This is a genomic window from Halosimplex carlsbadense 2-9-1, assembly GCF_000337455.1.
Taxonomy (GTDB): Archaea; Halobacteriota; Halobacteria; order Halobacteriales; family Haloarculaceae; genus Halosimplex; species Halosimplex carlsbadense.
This window is the reverse complement of sequence record NZ_AOIU01000028.1, coordinates 1-14,115: the sequence shown is the minus strand read 5'-3', so window position 1 is coordinate 14,115 and position 14,115 is coordinate 1. Positions and strand designations below refer to the sequence as shown.

The 14,115-nt window shown below is 67.6% G+C and carries 15 protein-coding genes, 1 tRNA gene, 2 rRNA genes and 1 pseudogene; 12 read left to right on the top strand and 7 right to left on the bottom strand.

Going from position 1 to position 14,115, the window contains the following annotated elements; translation table 11 throughout:
- Positions 1 to 40: 40 nt before the first annotated feature.
- On the bottom strand, positions 41 to 856 hold the full coding sequence (tbsP, locus tag C475_RS11225; protein WP_006883945.1) for a transcriptional regulator TbsP: 816 nt from the start codon (positions 854 to 856) through the stop codon (positions 41 to 43).
- Between the two features lie 212 nt (positions 857 to 1,068).
- On the opposite strand from tbsP, the gene glyA reads away from it, so the two are divergent.
- The 8 genes from glyA (at position 1,069) to lwrS (ending at position 7,840) form a co-directional block, all read left to right on the top strand.
- On the top strand, positions 1,069 to 2,343 hold the full coding sequence (glyA, locus tag C475_RS11220) for a serine hydroxymethyltransferase (protein WP_006883944.1): 1,275 nt from the start codon (positions 1,069 to 1,071) through the stop codon (positions 2,341 to 2,343).
- 163 nt (positions 2,344 to 2,506) lie between these two features.
- Positions 2,507 to 3,109 carry a methyltransferase family protein gene (locus C475_RS11215; protein WP_006883943.1) on the top strand — a complete coding sequence of 201 codons (603 nt, stop codon included), beginning with the start codon at positions 2,507 to 2,509 and terminating at the stop codon, positions 3,107 to 3,109.
- Between the two features lie 128 nt (positions 3,110 to 3,237).
- Positions 3,238 to 3,795, top strand: a complete 558-nt coding sequence (locus C475_RS11210) for a hypothetical protein (protein WP_006883942.1) — start codon at positions 3,238 to 3,240, stop codon at positions 3,793 to 3,795.
- Positions 3,796 to 3,864: 69 nt separating this feature from the next.
- A complete protein-coding gene (gene ahbB, locus C475_RS11205) occupies positions 3,865 to 4,920 on the top strand; it encodes a siroheme decarboxylase subunit beta (protein ID WP_006883941.1) in 1,056 nt (351 codons plus the stop codon).
- 26 nt (positions 4,921 to 4,946) lie between these two features.
- Entirely contained in the window at positions 4,947 to 5,615 is a 669-nt protein-coding gene (locus tag C475_RS11200; RefSeq protein WP_006883940.1) for a precorrin-2 dehydrogenase/sirohydrochlorin ferrochelatase family protein, read from the top strand.
- The gene (gene hemA / locus C475_RS11195; RefSeq protein WP_006883939.1) at positions 5,612 to 6,937 is read left to right on the top strand and encodes a glutamyl-tRNA reductase; all 1,326 of its coding nucleotides are present in this window, start codon (positions 5,612 to 5,614) and stop codon (positions 6,935 to 6,937) included. Before C475_RS11200 ends, hemA begins: the two co-directional genes overlap by 4 nt.
- Positions 6,938 to 7,152: 215 nt before the next feature.
- Positions 7,153 to 7,428 (top strand): 4a-hydroxytetrahydrobiopterin dehydratase, encoded by a 276-nt coding sequence (locus C475_RS11190; protein ID WP_006883938.1) that lies wholly within the window; start codon positions 7,153 to 7,155, stop codon positions 7,426 to 7,428.
- 1 nt (position 7,429) lies between these two features.
- A complete protein-coding gene (lwrS, locus tag C475_RS11185; RefSeq protein WP_006883937.1) occupies positions 7,430 to 7,840 on the top strand; it encodes an LWR-salt protein in 411 nt (136 codons plus the stop codon).
- On the opposite strand, the gene C475_RS11180 is transcribed toward lwrS, so the two are convergent.
- Positions 7,837 to 8,523, bottom strand: coding sequence for a YIP1 family protein (locus tag C475_RS11180; RefSeq protein ID WP_006883936.1), 687 nt, complete (start codon positions 8,521 to 8,523; stop codon positions 7,837 to 7,839). The genes lwrS and C475_RS11180 overlap by 4 nt on opposite strands.
- 135 nt (positions 8,524 to 8,658) lie before the next feature.
- Between C475_RS11180 and C475_RS11175 the strand changes: the two genes are divergently transcribed.
- Positions 8,659 to 9,291, top strand: coding sequence for an HAD family hydrolase (locus tag C475_RS11175; protein WP_006883935.1), 633 nt, complete (start codon positions 8,659 to 8,661; stop codon positions 9,289 to 9,291).
- A 97-nt stretch (positions 9,292 to 9,388) separates the two neighbouring features.
- Here C475_RS11175 and C475_RS11170 read toward each other — a convergent pair whose 3' ends face one another.
- Both C475_RS11170 and C475_RS11165 read right to left on the bottom strand, forming a co-directional pair.
- Positions 9,389 to 9,589: a hypothetical protein gene (locus C475_RS11170; protein ID WP_006883934.1), complete on the bottom strand. Its 201-nt coding sequence runs from the start codon at positions 9,587 to 9,589 to the stop codon at positions 9,389 to 9,391.
- 203 nt (positions 9,590 to 9,792) lie between these two features.
- A tRNA-Leu gene (locus tag C475_RS11165) sits at positions 9,793 to 9,876 on the bottom strand.
- Between the two features lie 216 nt (positions 9,877 to 10,092).
- Here C475_RS11165 and C475_RS11160 point away from each other — a divergent pair.
- Together C475_RS11160 and C475_RS11155 are read left to right on the top strand one after the other, a co-directional pair.
- Complete coding sequence (locus C475_RS11160; protein ID WP_082223297.1) at positions 10,093 to 11,190, top strand: S1C family serine protease; 1,098 nt, start codon at positions 10,093 to 10,095, stop codon at positions 11,188 to 11,190.
- 60 nt (positions 11,191 to 11,250) lie between these two features.
- A pseudogene (locus tag C475_RS11155) lies at positions 11,251 to 11,505 on the top strand (hypothetical protein); the annotation flags it as partial.
- 24 nt (positions 11,506 to 11,529) lie between these two features.
- Here C475_RS11155 and C475_RS11150 read toward each other — a convergent pair.
- A complete protein-coding gene (locus tag C475_RS11150) occupies positions 11,530 to 11,937 on the bottom strand; it encodes an acyl-CoA thioesterase (protein WP_006883931.1) in 408 nt (135 codons plus the stop codon).
- 126 nt (positions 11,938 to 12,063) lie between these two features.
- On the opposite strand from C475_RS11150, the gene C475_RS11145 reads away from it, so the two are divergent.
- Positions 12,064 to 12,558 (top strand): DUF309 domain-containing protein, encoded by a 495-nt coding sequence (locus C475_RS11145; protein ID WP_006883930.1) that lies wholly within the window; start codon positions 12,064 to 12,066, stop codon positions 12,556 to 12,558.
- 213 nt (positions 12,559 to 12,771) lie between these two features.
- On the opposite strand, the gene rrf is transcribed toward C475_RS11145, so the two are convergent.
- Positions 12,772 to 12,893, bottom strand: a 5S ribosomal RNA gene (gene rrf, locus C475_RS11140).
- 230 nt (positions 12,894 to 13,123) lie between these two features.
- Positions 13,124 to 14,115, bottom strand: a 23S ribosomal RNA gene (locus tag C475_RS11135); the annotation flags it as partial.

Sequence of the window (14,115 nt, the reverse complement as noted above, 5' to 3'; positions counted from 1 at the left end):
GTCGCCGGTATCTCCCGGTGACGTGCGCTCGCGGCGGCGGTCACTCGTAGAGCCGTTCCTGGGCGACGGTCCCCAGTTCCGGCAGGTCGAGGTCGCGGACGTCCTCGGCCAGCCGGAGCCGCAGGCGGGGGCGACCCACGTCGATGGGCACCTTCTCGGTGGTGACGAGCCCGCCGTCTTCGAGGCGCGTCTTCATCCGGGAGAAGGTGGCCTTGCTCGCCAGGCCCACGTCCTCGCCCCACTTGCTCATATCGTAGAGCAACTGGCCGTTGCGCGCGGCGACCAGCAGGGCGATGGCGACCTCGCCCAGCCCTTCGCCGTCGCCCTTCGCGACGTCCAGGGAGTCGAGCAGGCCGTCGAAGTCCTCGGCCGTGTCGGCGCCGATATCGGCCGCCAGCGTCTCGCGGACCGCCGACAGCGGCGGCGTCCGGAGCGAGTACGCCTCCGCGTCGGTCCACTCGCGCTCGTAGCGCCCCCGCATGTCGTCGACGAACGCCTCGTCCGTCGTCGTCAGCCCGCCGACGCGGTCGTCGGCCGCGACCAGCGAGACGACGGCCGATTCGGTCACCAGCAGCGACGCCTCCGGAGCGTCGGCCAGCACCCGCAGCTCCAGCGTCCCGGCGTCGACGAGGTCGGCGGCGTGCCCCGCGACGATGAAGTCCGCGAGCACGTCCTTGATCGGGTCGCCGGGGGCGAGCAGCCGTACGGTCGGCCGCGCCCCGACCTGATGCAGCCCGAATATCAGCTCGGAGATAGTCTCGCGCGTCGGGTTGACCGCGTAGACGACGCCGCTACTGTCCCGAAAGACGCCCGCCAGAACGGAACCCACGTCCGCCTCGAGAAAGTTCGAACTCATCTGATAGCTATGGTATTCCGCATTATCACACTTAATTTTACCGCCAGTACTCGTTGAATCGACCCGAAGGAACTCCCAGACCGACGATACGTCGCGATGTCGACCGCGGAGGGGTGATCCGGGTCCGGGGCACCCGACGGGAGCGACGAGCGGGCTCGGTGGCTCGCCGAAAAGGTAGATTATTGACGGGGCGCCGCCGACACTCATGTACCATGAACTACGACACGGTCCGGTCAGTCGACCCGGCGGTCGCCGACGCGCTCGAAGCGGAGGTCGACCGCCAGGGCGACACGCTGGCGATGATCGCGAGCGAGAACCACGTCAGCGAGGCGGTACTGGAAGCCCAAAGCTCCGTGCTGACGAACAAGTACGCCGAGGGCTACCCCGGCTCCCGGTACTACGGCGGCTGCGAACACGCCGACACCGTCGAACAGCTCGCCATCGACCGTGCGAAAGAGCTGTGGGGCGCCGAGTACGTCAACGTCCAGCCCCACTCGGGTTCCCAGGCGAACATGGCCGTCTACACGGCGATGCTCGAACCCGGCGACAAGATCCTCTCGCTGGACCTGACCCACGGCGGCCACCTCAGCCACGGTCACCCGAAGAACTTCGCCGGCCAGGTCTACGAGGTCGAGAACTACGAGGTCGACGAGGAGAGCGGTCGCATCGACTTCGACGAGGTCCGCGCCCATGCCGAGGAGTTCGACCCGGACATGATCGTCTCGGGCTTCTCGGCGTACCCCCGCGAGGTGCAGTGGGAGGAGTTCCAAGCCATCGCCGACGACGTTGACGCCTACCACCTGTCGGACATCGCCCACATCACCGGGCTGGTCGCCGCCGGCGTCCACGAGTCGCCGGTCGGCGTCGCGGACTTCGTCACCGGTTCGACCCACAAGACCATCCGCGCCGGCCGCGGCGGCATCGTCATGGCCGACGAGGAGTACGGCGACGCTATCGACTCGGCGATCATCCCCGGGACCCAGGGCGGCCCGCTCATGCACAACATCGCCGGCAAGGCCGTCGGCTTTCAGGAGGCGCTGCAGCCCCACTTCGAGGAGTACGCCGAGCAGACGCTGAAGAACGCGCAGGCGCTGGCCGACCACCTGCAGGACCACGGCTTCTCGCTGGTCTCGGGCGGCACCGACAACCACCTCGTGCTCGTCGACCTGCGTGACTCCCACCCGAACGTGACCGGGAAAGAGGCCGAGGAGGCGCTGGAGGACGTGGGGATCGTCCTCAACGCCAACACGGTCCCCGGCGAGACCCGCTCGCCGTTCGTGGCTTCGGGCATCCGTGCGGGCACGCCCGCGCTGACCACCCGCGGCTTCGACGAGGACGCCTGCGAGACCGTCGGCCACTGCATCGCCGAGGTCATCGACAACCCCGACGACGAGGACGTCAAGGCCGAGGTCGCCGAGATCGTCACCGGCCTCTGCGAGGAGTTCCCGCTGTACGACGACGACACCGAAGGGCTCGTATTCGAGTAGCTCACCACGGCGGCCGCTCCGACCGCTTCTCGCACTGCTTTTAAACGACCGCGTATTCCCGTCCCAAGGTACAACTCCGGAGGCGTCGAATCAGCGACGTGATGGACGTTCGAAGCCACGGGTGGGCGAGCGCGCGAGTCGGAGGGATTCGGGAGGGCGCCCTGTGATAGTCGCGCGGGCGCTCTTTGCGGTCGGACTGGTCGCCGGTCTGGCGAACACGGTCGGCATCGTCGCGAGCGCGCTGGGCTTGAGCGACTACTACCCTCTCGGCGAACGGGACCGCCGGTTCTACGTCTTCTGGGGGCTCTCGCACCTCCTGAACGGGGCCATCGCCGCACTCGCCTACGTCCAGTGGCAGCAGTTCGACCTCCCCGATACGCTGCAGTGGGCTGGAGCGGGACTCTTCCTCGTCGGTGCGGTGGTCGTCGTCGGCGCGAGTCGCGACCTGGGCGTCGAGGGGACACAGGGGATGGCGACGGGCCTCCGGACGGACGGCTGGTATCGCTACTCGCGCAACCCCCAGTACGTCGGATACTTGCTCGCGACGGTCGGGTTCCCGCTGTGGACCGGCGCGCCGCTGACGGCTCCGCTCTGCGGGATCTATCTGCTCTGGTGGGTCACCTTCCCGATCGCCGAGGAGCCGTGGCTCCGCGGACAGTACGGCGACGCCTACGAGCGCTACGCGTCGCGCGTGCCGCGGTTCGTCGGTCGCGCGACGCTCAGCGAACTCCGAACTGTTGTGGTGTCTCGGCGCAACAGTCAGTGATCGCACGAGCGAGACCGCGTCGGGTCACACCGGTTCGGACCGGGGCCCGATTCCCGTTCCTCGTTCGGGTGTGACAGCACCGCGCGGACCCGAGCCACGTTTTTCACCGTTCCGAGCGGAGGTCACGCATGGACCCGCACCCGTCGCTCTCCCGCCGATCCGCTCTCCGACTGAGCGCTCTCGCAGCCGCCGGAGTCGCCGGTTGCACGACGTTCGAATCGGGGAGTGACACCGGCTCCCCCGCGAACGACCCGACGACCGCCACGTCGAGCGACGGCACCGCCGGTTCCGGGGTCGACAGCGCGACGCCTGCGCTGGACCTTCGTGAGGCGAACGTCACCGCGGTCGAGGTCGAGTCGGCGAGCGGCGACGCCGTGCGGTTCTCGGTCACCCTCTATCACGACGACGACGGCGAGGACGGCTACGCGGACTGGTGGCAGGTCGAGACGCTCGATGGCGACCGACTCGCCAGGCGGGAACTCCTGCATCCCCACTCCACCGACCCGTTCACCCGCTCGGAGACGGTCGAGGTCCCGGACGGGACGGGCTGTGTCGCCGTTCGCGGTCACGACCAGACTCACGGATACGGCGGCCGGGCGATGCTGGTGAACCCGGAGGGCGGCGCGACTCGTGCGGTCGAACAGGAGGCCGAGAAGCGGTCGTTGGCCGACGCCGACTGTCCCTGACCTACCGGGGCTCGCACTCGCTCGGCCGCAGACGGGCCGTTTATGCCGGTCGACCCCCGAGTTCCGGGCATGACCGACCTCGACGACGTCGACCGGGGGATCCTCAACGCCTACCAGGGCGGGTTCCCGGTCGTCGCGGACCCCTACGAGCCGGCGGCCGAGGCGCTCCGGGAGCGCGGCGTGGACGTGAGCGCCGCGGAGATGCACGAGCGCCTCGCGGCGATGGACGACGACGGCGTCCTCACGCGGTTCGGCGCGCTCATCAACGCCGAAGCGATCGGCGGGACCGCGACGCTCGTCGCGATGCACGCGCCCGAGGAGCGATTCGACGAGGTGGCCGACCTCGTCAACGCCCACACGGAGGTGGCGCACAACTACGAGCGCGAACACCCCCACCTGAACATGTGGTTCGTCGTCAGCGTCGCCGACGAAGACCGCGTCGGCGAGGTGCTCGCGGAGATCGAGGACGAGACCGGCCAGGAGACGTACAATCTCCCCAAACAGCGCGAGTTCCACGTCGGCGCGAAGTTCCCCGTGGAGGGACCGCTCGAAGACAGCGACGACGGGATCGACCTGTCGGATCTGGGCCCCGACGTGGGGGCCGAGGATCGGGACAGCCTGACCCCGCGCGAGCGCGATCTCGTCGTCGAGATCCAGGGCGGCTTGCCGACGACGCGAACCCCCTACGAAGACGTGGCCGACGCGCTCGACGAGGACGTCGACTGGGTACTCTCGACGATCAAGCGCTTCGACGCCGAGGGGAAAGTCCGCCGCGTCGGCGTCATCCCGAACCACTACTCGCTGGGGTACTCCGAGAACGGGATGACCGTCTGGGACGTGCCCGACGACGTGGTCGACGAGGTCGGCGAGGAGATCGCCGCCTTCGACTTCGTGACCCACTGCTACCGGCGGCCGCGCCACGAGGGCGTCTGGCCCTACAACTTCTTCGCGATGACCCACGGCCGCAGCGAAGAGGAGAGCGAGGCCCGCGTCGAACAGGTCCGCGAGACGATGGCCGACCACTGGGACGTGACCGACGACGACTGGGACACCCTGTTCTCGACGGGCATCCTGAAGAAGACGGGCATCCGCATCGAGGAACGGGCGGACGCGAACACGGCCTGAGGCGGCCGTCAACAGAGACACCACTCGTGATCCCACTACTCCACGATTTCGACGGCGAGACGGTGCTGGTGTTCGGCGGCGGCCGCGTCGGCGCCCGCAAGGCGAGACGCTTCGCTCGGGAGGCCCGCGTGGTCGTCGTGAGTCCGACCTTCACCGGCGAGGACGGCGACGGCGAGCCCACCGACTTCGGCGACGCGGAGCTGGTCCGCGAGGCGCCCGACCCCGCGGACGTGTCCGACTGGTTCGACCGGACCGACCCCGCGCTGGCGGTCGCGGCGACCGACGACGAGGCGCTGAACGAACGCATCGAGGAGACGGCGCGCGAACGCGGTGCGCTCGTGAACCGTACCGACCGACACGGCGAGCGCGACCCCGGGAGCGTGGTCGTCCCAGCGACGGTACGGGACGACCCTGTCGTCGCGGCGGTGGCGACCGGCGGCGCGAGCCCGGCGCTGAGCCGGCTGCTGCGCCAGCGCATCGAGACGGAGATCGCAGACGCGGGCGCGATGGCCGATCTGACCGGCGAGATCCGGACGGAACTGCAGGCCGACGCCGTGGACCCGGAGCTTCGGAGGGAGGCGGTGCGGGCGGTCGTGCGGTCGGACGCGGTTTGGAAGGCTTTAGATAGTGGGAAACCGAAGGCACGACAAGTGGCAGCGGACGTGATCTCGGACGTGACAGGTGAGACAGCGTGACGGTCGGCACGGGCGTCATCTCGGGTGCGAGCGTCGATATCGACCGCGCGACGGTCGACGAGCTCGAAGCCGCGACCGTCGAGAGCCAGCGCGCGGGCGTCGAGCGCCTGCTGTCGGTGCCCGCCGTCGAGGAGGCGTACGTCCTCCAGACGTGCAACCGCGTCGAGGCCTACGTCGTCACGAGCGACGGCCCCGACGGCCGCGCGGCGCTGGCCGCCTTCTTCGAGGGCGTTCCATCGGACGTGCTGGCCGAACTCGGCCACGAGGAGAGCCTGCGCCACCTCATGCGGGTCGCGTCCGGGCTCGAATCGCTGGTCGTGGGCGAAGACCAGATCCTCGGCCAGGTCGGCGACGCCTACGAGGACGCCCGTGCGGCCGGCGGCGTCGGTCGACTGCTCGAAGAGGGCGTCACCAAGGCGATCCACGTCGGCGAGCGCGCGCGCACCGAGACGGCGATCAACGAGGGGTCGGTCTCGCTGGCGAGCGCGGCGGTTTCGCTCGCCGACGAGGAGGTCGGCGTCGACGACGCGGAGGCGCTGGTCGTCGGCGCGGGCGAGATGGGTCGGCTCGCCGCCCAGTCGCTCGCGCCGCGGGTCGACCACCTCTACGTCGCCAACCGCACGCTCGAACGGGCCGAACACCTCGCGGAGACGGTCGACGCCGACGCGACGGTCGTCGAACTGGCCGACCTCGACGACGCGGTCGAACGCGCGGCGGTAGTCGTCACCGCGACCGGCTCCACCGACTACGTCTTCGAGAAGTCGACGGTCTCGGACACCGGCAAGACGTTCGTCGTCGACATCGCCCAGCCCCGGGACGTGCAGCCGACCGTGACCGAACTCCCCGACGTGACCGTCCGCGACCTCGACACTCTGCAGACGGTCACCGACGAGAACCGCGCCCAGCGCGCGGAGGCGGCCACGGCCGTCGAGGAGATGATCGACGTGGAGTTCGAGCACCTGCTCGCCCAGTACAAGCGCAAGCGGGCCGACCGGGTCATCTCGGCGATGTACGAGAGCGCCGAGCGCGTCAAGGCCCAGGAGGTCGAGACCGCCCTCGGCAAGGCCGACTTCGACGAGAGCCAGCGCGAGGTCGTCGAGGCCATGGCCGACGCCGTCGTCAACCAGCTGCTCGCCGCGCCGACCAAGAGCCTCCGGGACGCCGCCGAGGAGGACGACTGGTCGACCATCAACATAGCGCTCCAGCTGTTCGACCCCGAGTTCGGCGGCGAGGACGAGGAGAGCGTCGAGGGCGACGAGATCCCGGAACACCTGCGCGACCAGATGCCCGACGCCGCCTTCGACCAGATGGGCGACGACTAGGAGTAGTTCCGTTCTGGACCGGATTTGCTTGCGACGGCACGATTCGTCCGTCAGCGACCGCTCTCCCGACCGCCACACCTCTCTTGACCGCCACCGCGAACAGCGTGAAAGGGGCCGTCATCGGGCGGCGGTCGGCACGGCAGTCCGGTCGCAGAACTCACACCCACGAACACCTCGGCCGAACTTTCATGCGGGTACCGGCCCATCCTCACAACATGGCAGACCTGCTATCCGACGAGGAGATCGAGGCACAGCTACCGGACGAGTGGGAGCGCGACGGCGACGAGATCGTCCGCACCTACGAGTTCGACGCGTACCTCGACGGCGTGGGCTTCGCCGCGGGCGCGGGCGGCGTCGCTCAGGACGCCTTCCACCACCCCGAGATGACCATCGGCTGGCGCGAGGTCGAAGTCCGACTGACTACCCACGACGAGGGCGGCATCACCGACAAGGACGTCGAACTCGCCGAACGGTTCGACGACCTGCGCTGAGATGAGTCGGGGCGACGACGGTGGGGGAGACTCATCGGCCGCGGCCTACGTCTTCCGAGTAACGGTGCGGCTCGGCCCCGACGAGCCGGGCGTCTGGGCCGAGCCCGACACGTTCGAGACGACGGTGTACAGGACGGCGGACTCCCCGGGAGAGCCGGGGTGGCTGTACTTCCGGGACAACCTCTGGCGCGGCGACTGTGGCGACGAAGCGCACATGCGCGCGGTCGCCGAGGACGCGCTGGGCGTGGCGGTCGATAGCGTCGACTTCCGCGAACTACGGACGACGCAGGGGTATCTGGACGACCTGCGGGCGGCGGTCGCCGACGACCTCGCGGAGTTCAACGCGTCGACGGCCGACCAGGCGCTGTCGAAGTACCTCGGGAGTTCGATCCACGTCACCGACGAGGTCTAGAACAGGCCCAGGACGCGACCCGCGGCCGTCGCGAGCGTCCCGACGGCGTTGAGCGTCGCGAGCGTACCAGGGAGGGCGACGGTGACGAGCGCCTGCCGTCGAGTGAGTTCGAGAGCGTACTCGGCGGCGAGGACCCACAGGTAGACCATCCAGAGAGTGAACAGCGGGCGGACGGCGAGGGCCGCGAAGCGGGCGGGACGGTCCGTGAGTTCGGACTGGGCCCACTCCTGGAGGGCGGCCTCGGTCGCGAACTCCGGCGCGTCGAGGAACATCGCGGCGATTACAGCCGTCCGCACGGCCGTCGGTGCAAGCGTCGGGACGAGCGTCCAGCCGACGAACGCGAGGAGGCGACGGAACGAGCCCTCGCCGTCGAAATACAGCGAGACGAGGTACGCGACGACCGCGACGGCGACCCACAGCGCGAAGTAGAGCGCACCGGTCGCCCAGAGCGCGAGGACGATATCCTGCGGTGCCGAGACGCGCTGGCCGCCCGAGGCGTAGACGATCGCGCCCGCGTCGGCGGGCGTCACGACGCCGCCGACCGCACGGAGGACGACGACTGTCGCCGTCAGCGCGAGCAGCGCGTGACCGGCGACCACTGCGGCCGGCCCGACGAGCGAGTAGTCGTCCTGCCGAGCGGCGAAGAACGCTCTCGGGTCGGTCACCAGCGTCCGCAGACTCATCGTACGTGCCAGGTCTCGGCCGTCCGGGGCTTAAATCCGCCCGGTCCGCCCGTTGTCGGCGACTGGACTCGTCCCGGCGTTCGAGCGAGGCGCCAAAAGGTACTTAGCCCGCACCGACCTACCGGTGGGATCCCGATGGCCCGCGATACGTACGATTTCTGGCTGTTCGACCTCGACGGCACTGTCGTCGACGTCGACCCCGAATACCCCCGAAAGATCGTCACCGAGATCGGGGACCGACTGGGCCACGCCTTCAGCGACCGCGAAGCCGAACTGCTCTGGTACGGCCTCGGCGACGCCCGCGAGGAGGTCTTCGCGGACCGCACGCTCACGCCGGACCGGTTCTGGGAGACCTTCCACGAGGTCGAAGACCCCTACGCCCGCGCCGAGTCGACGTTCGTCTACGACGACGCCGCCGCGTTCGTTCGCGACCTCGACCGGCCGACCGGCCTCGTCACGCACTGCCAGTCGTATCTCACCGAACCGCTCCTGGAGTACCACGACATCGCCGACTGGTTCGACATCGTCGTCTGCTGCGACGACGAGGTCGGCTGGAAGCCCGACCCGACCCCCGTCGAACACGCGATGAACGGTCTCGGGGTCGGCACCGCCGGCCACCGGGGCGCTCTGGTCGGCGACAACCCCGACGACGTGGGCGCCGCCTGGAACGCGGGTCTCGACGCTGTCCACATCGAACGCATCGGCCCGTCCGAGCGCGGTCAATGCGTCCTCGGCGACCACCGGGTCGGCGGATTCGACGAGCTGTGACGGACGTTCGACTCGATGGGCCGAGACGTAGCGGGCGCCACAGACGGGACTGTCCGTCGATAAGTGCAAGCCTCTTCGAGCGTCCAGGTGTGGATCGCTACTCCGACCCCTGGGCGTCGTCGGCCATCTCCAGGATCGACTCGGCGATATCGCGCGCCTCCTCCGGCGTGTACAGCGTCTGGTCTCCCCACGACTGGTCGATACGGACGTAGCCGTCTCTGGTATCGATGTCGAAGAAAGCAGTGTGTTCCAGCGGCGGCACGTCGAGTGGATTGGTTGCCGTGTCGTCCGTTGCCATACCACACTATCGACACTGGATTCGCATAAATCTGCCCCCGACCGACGAATTTCTGGACGGAGCTTTCGCTCGGACGAGGATTTCGTGAGAAGTTTGCGAGGGAAGACCGCTCCGTTCACGGCGCAAGCGCCGTTCACTCCGAGGCCGTCGAGACGGCCTCGCGGGTCTTCCGCACTGGCGAGGGACCGCGTGGGTCCGTGCAGTGCGAGGGAAGGGATTTGAACCCTTGGACCCCTACGGGAGCGGATCTTGAGTCCGCCGCCGTTTCCTGGCTTGGCTACCCTCGCACGCACGTCGAGATTCGATCGAGGCGCTTGAATAGGCTACGGTCTCATCGTCCCGCAGACGACGACGCGACCGCCGAGTTATCGACTGCCTATCGACTCCCCTGCTTCGGTTCGGAGAGTAATCGCTCCCAACTCCGGCGGCTGTCGAGATTTGACCGTGCCAACGCGACGAAACGATTCAGGGGGTCTTCCGAGGGGCGAAGCAACGCAGAGACGATGCAACGGACAACGACAGCGGTACTCGTGACAGTTCTGCTCGTCGCGGGAAGCGTCGGGGGCGTGATGGCGATCGCACCGGGAGCGGCCCCGGTCGGAGACACCGAACAGCGACAGTCGGCCTGTGACTACCAGTCGCTGTTCGACGAGACGATCGGCTCGGTCGTCTCCGTCCGGACGAGTTCCGGACAGGGCTCCGGGTTCGTCTACAACGCCGCGAACGCGACCAACACGAACACGACTGGGGACACGTACGTCGTGACCAACGCCCACGTCGTCGACGGCGCCTCCGAAGTGGAAGTGGAGTTCGACGGGAACGAGTTCCGGTCCGGGTCGATCGTCGGTCGCAGCGCCTACGCCGACCTCGCGGTGGTGAACGTCTCCGACGCGCCCGCCGGAACGGCGGGGCTCTCGCTCGCCGATACCGACCCGCAGCGCGGCGAGCGCGTCGCGGCGCTGGGCAACCCCTTCGGGCTCGAAGAGACCATCACCCACGGGATCGTCAGCGGCCTGAACCGGACGTTGCCGACCGAGCTCGGCTTCGAGATCCCGAACGTCGTCCAGACCGATGCGCCGATCAGCCCCGGCAACTCCGGCGGCCCGCTGGTGAACTGCGACGGTGACGTCGTCGGCGTCAACACCGCCGGGATCGCCCAGCAGGGCGCCGAGAACATCGGCTTCGCCGTCTCCCCGTCGGTCGTCGAGCGCGTCGTCCCCGAGCTCGTCGATGACGGCGAGTTCGACTACCCGTTCCTCGGCCTCCGGACGACGCCCGTCACCCCCGCGATCGCCGACGCCAACGACCTCAACCGCACCGCCGGCCTCGCGGTTGTCTCCGTTCTGGAAGACGGCCCCTCGGCGGACGCGCTGCAGGGCGCGACCGAAGTCGAGACGGTCGGGGACCGCCCCGTCCCCGTCGGCGGCGACGTGATCCTCGCTATCGACGGCCAGCAACTGGGGAACGGCGAAGCCCTCGGCACGTATCTCCTCACCGAGACCCTGCCCGGCGACACGGTCGAGATGACCGTCCTCCGGGACGGCGAAGTCCGACGCGTCCAGGTCACCGTGGGCGAACGACCGGACCCGATGGGGACCTGATCACGTCCACTCGGGGGAGCCGAGCGAACGCCTATCCCCATCGGGCCCCTGCTTGCCGGTATGACGGACGGTTCAGAGACCGGGGTGGCCGGCGGGAGTTCGACGACGAACGACGGGGCAGTTCGCGCCTGGCTGGTCGAACGCACCTACTCCGACGACGAGCAGAACATCATCATCCTCGTCTACGCCACCCCGGACGGCCGACGCTACTTCCGCAAGGAGCGCGCGCTGACGAGTTTCACGAACGACGTGCGCGAGACGACCGCCGCCGTCGACGTGCCGCCGAACAACCTCGGCGAAGTCACCGACCCCGACGACACCGTCTGAACTCCGCGCGGCTCAGTCGTCCAGCCCCTCGAACTCGCGCACCCGCTCGCGCCAGTCCTCGGGGATCGGCCGCGATTCGCGGCTCTCCGGGTCGACGAATACCTGCGTCGTCTCCGCCTCCGCGACCAAGTCCCCACCCTGGCGGAGTTCGTAGGCCATCGTGAAGCTCGACTCGCCCATCCGGACGACCGATACCCCCACGTCCACCGTCGTCAGTTCCGTCACCGACGACCGGAAGTCGATATCCAGCGACACGACGACGGCCGTGAACTCGTCGATCTCCGCCAGCCCGAGTACCTCCTCGACGTAGGCGACCCTCGCCTCCTCGCAGTACGTGCCGTAGACGACGTTGTTGACGTGACCGTACGTGTCGAGGTCGCGATAGCGAACGGGGACTTCGTGTCCGAACGAGGCGTCCATGACTCTCGGGTCGGGCGGTAGGGAGTTAACGGCCACGACTGGAGCCCCCTACGGACTCTTCCACGCCCCGCGCAACCCTCGCCCTGACCGACGGGATTACACCGCGGGAACCCCGAGTAGTCGATAATGGACGAACACACCCGGGACTACGGCGTCGGACCGCCCACGTCGGGCGATCCAACCGGGTGGCGGGCCGACCGCGGCGCGTCGAACGGCTGGGAACACGGCACGCTCCGGCGAGCCGTCGTTCACGGCGTCGCCCTGTTCAACAGCGGCGAGTTCCACGAGTCCCACGACTGCTTCGAAGACGAGTGGTACAACTACGGCCGCGGCACCGCCGAGAGCAAGTTCTGCCACGGGATGGTCCAGGTCGCCGCCGGCGCGTACAAGCACTTCGACTTCGAGAACGACGACGGCATGCGCTCGTTGTTTTCGACTGCCCTCCAATACCTCGAGGGAGTTCCCGACGATTTCTACGGCGTCGACCTGACCGACGTGCGCGCGACACTCTCGGCCGCACCCTCCGATCCGACCGCGATCCACGACTGGCAAATCGAACTCGACGGCGGCTACCCCGAAGCGACCGAGCTTGACTTCGCGTACGCCGAACAGTTGGAGTAACTCGTTCTCGACGGAGCGTCCACGACCGCCGTAGCTGTCGCTCTTCGGTACAAAATACGAAACCCCCGACCAGTAGTGACTGGTCGAGGGTGATGCGTTCCGGCCGAATGTGGCCGGGATGAATGGAGGCGGCGAACCGGGTTTCCCAGAGACTCTNGACCAGTAGTGACTGGTCGAGGGTGATGCGTTCCGGCCGAATGTGGCCGGGATGAATGGAGGCGGCGAACCGGGTTTCCCAGAGACTCTCGTACTCCAGTACTCACTGGAACGCAGGCGGGCTTAACGTCCGTGTTCGGGATGGGTACGGGTGTCGCCCCGCCGCTATGGCCGCCCTAACGCCGATCCGCGGAATCGAACCGCGTCCGAACACCGCGNTCCGTGTTCGGGATGGGTACGGGTGTCGCCCCGCCGCTATGGCCGCCCTAACGCCGATCCGCGGAATCGAACCGCGTCCGAACACCGCGCTCGGATACCAGTATCGGTAGCTCGATGCGACGACCGCGTGTACGTGCAATCCAGTTTACGCCCGGACCCGAATCATCGGGTACGTATATCAGATACGGAATGATTGGTGGCTTCGGTCGATTAGTACTCGCGGGCTGAACACCTCGTTGCCTCGGTGCGTACACCCCGAGTCTATCGAACTCGTCTTCTACGAGTGACCTCTGCGGTATCTCTTTTCCAGGTGGGTTTCCGGCTTAGATGCGTTCAGCCGTTACCCCGTGTGGCGTGGCTGCTCGGCAGCGCCCTCTCGGACGACCGATACACCAGTGGCCACCATCCGTAGTTCCTCTCGTACTATACGGACGTTCCCGTCAGATACCAATGACACCCCCAATAGATAGCAGCCGACCTGTCTCGCGACGGTCTAAACCCAGCTCACGACCTCCTTTAATAGGCGAACAACCTCCCCCTTGCCCGCTTCTGCACGGGCAGGATGGAGGGAACCGACATCGAGGTAGCAAGCCACTCGGTCGATATGTACTCTTGCGAGTGACGACTCTGTTATCCCTAAGGTAGCTTTTCTGTCAGCAATGGCCCGCATCGAGCGGGCGAATTGGTTCGCTAAACCACGCTTTCACGTCAGCGATCCTCGTTGGGAAGATCACTGTCAGTCCATCTTTTGCTTTTGCACTCTTCGCCGCGTTTCCGACACGGCTGAGATGGACTTGGGGCGCGCTCGATATCTTTTCAAGCGCGTACCGCCCCAGTCAAACTGCCCGGCTACCGGTGTCCTCCGCCAGGAGTGAGGGTCGCAGTCACTACCGGGTAGTGTTTCATGGATGCCTCGGTGGCCCGCTAGCGCGGGTACCTGTGTAACAGCTCCTACCTACACTGCACAGTAGCGACCACGTCCCAGCGACAGCCTGCAGTAAAGCTCTATAGGGTCTTCGCTTCCCCTTGGGGGTCTCCAGACTCCGCACTGGAACGTACAGTTCACCGGGCCCAACGTTGGGACAGCGAGGCTCTCGTTAATCCATTCATGCGAGTCGCTACTGAAGCGACAAGGTACTACGCTACCTTAAGAGGGTCATAGTTACCCCCGCCGTTAACGGG

What these genes read in the sequence shown, in the direction of transcription:
- tbsP (WP_006883945.1), bottom strand. Translation starts at nt 856, where the DNA reads ATGAGTTCGAACTTTCTCGAGGCGGACGTGGGTTCCGTTCTGGCGGGC.
- glyA (WP_006883944.1), top strand. Translation starts at nt 1,069, where the DNA reads ATGAACTACGACACGGTCCGGTCAGTCGACCCGGCGGTCGCCGACGCG.
- C475_RS11210 (WP_006883942.1), top strand. Translation starts at nt 3,238, where the DNA reads ATGGACCCGCACCCGTCGCTCTCCCGCCGATCCGCTCTCCGACTGAGC.
- ahbB (WP_006883941.1), top strand. Translation starts at nt 3,865, where the DNA reads ATGACCGACCTCGACGACGTCGACCGGGGGATCCTCAACGCCTACCAG.
- C475_RS11190 (WP_006883938.1), top strand. Translation starts at nt 7,153, where the DNA reads ATGGCAGACCTGCTATCCGACGAGGAGATCGAGGCACAGCTACCGGAC.
- lwrS (WP_006883937.1), top strand. Translation starts at nt 7,430, where the DNA reads ATGAGTCGGGGCGACGACGGTGGGGGAGACTCATCGGCCGCGGCCTAC.
- C475_RS11180 (WP_006883936.1), bottom strand. Translation starts at nt 8,523, where the DNA reads ATGAGTCTGCGGACGCTGGTGACCGACCCGAGAGCGTTCTTCGCCGCT.
- C475_RS11175 (WP_006883935.1), top strand. Translation starts at nt 8,659, where the DNA reads ATGGCCCGCGATACGTACGATTTCTGGCTGTTCGACCTCGACGGCACT.
- C475_RS11170 (WP_006883934.1), bottom strand. Translation starts at nt 9,589, where the DNA reads ATGGCAACGGACGACACGGCAACCAATCCACTCGACGTGCCGCCGCTG.
- C475_RS11160 (WP_082223297.1), top strand. Translation starts at nt 10,093, where the DNA reads ATGCAACGGACAACGACAGCGGTACTCGTGACAGTTCTGCTCGTCGCG.
- C475_RS11150 (WP_006883931.1), bottom strand. Translation starts at nt 11,937, where the DNA reads ATGGACGCCTCGTTCGGACACGAAGTCCCCGTTCGCTATCGCGACCTC.
- C475_RS11145 (WP_006883930.1), top strand. Translation starts at nt 12,064, where the DNA reads ATGGACGAACACACCCGGGACTACGGCGTCGGACCGCCCACGTCGGGC.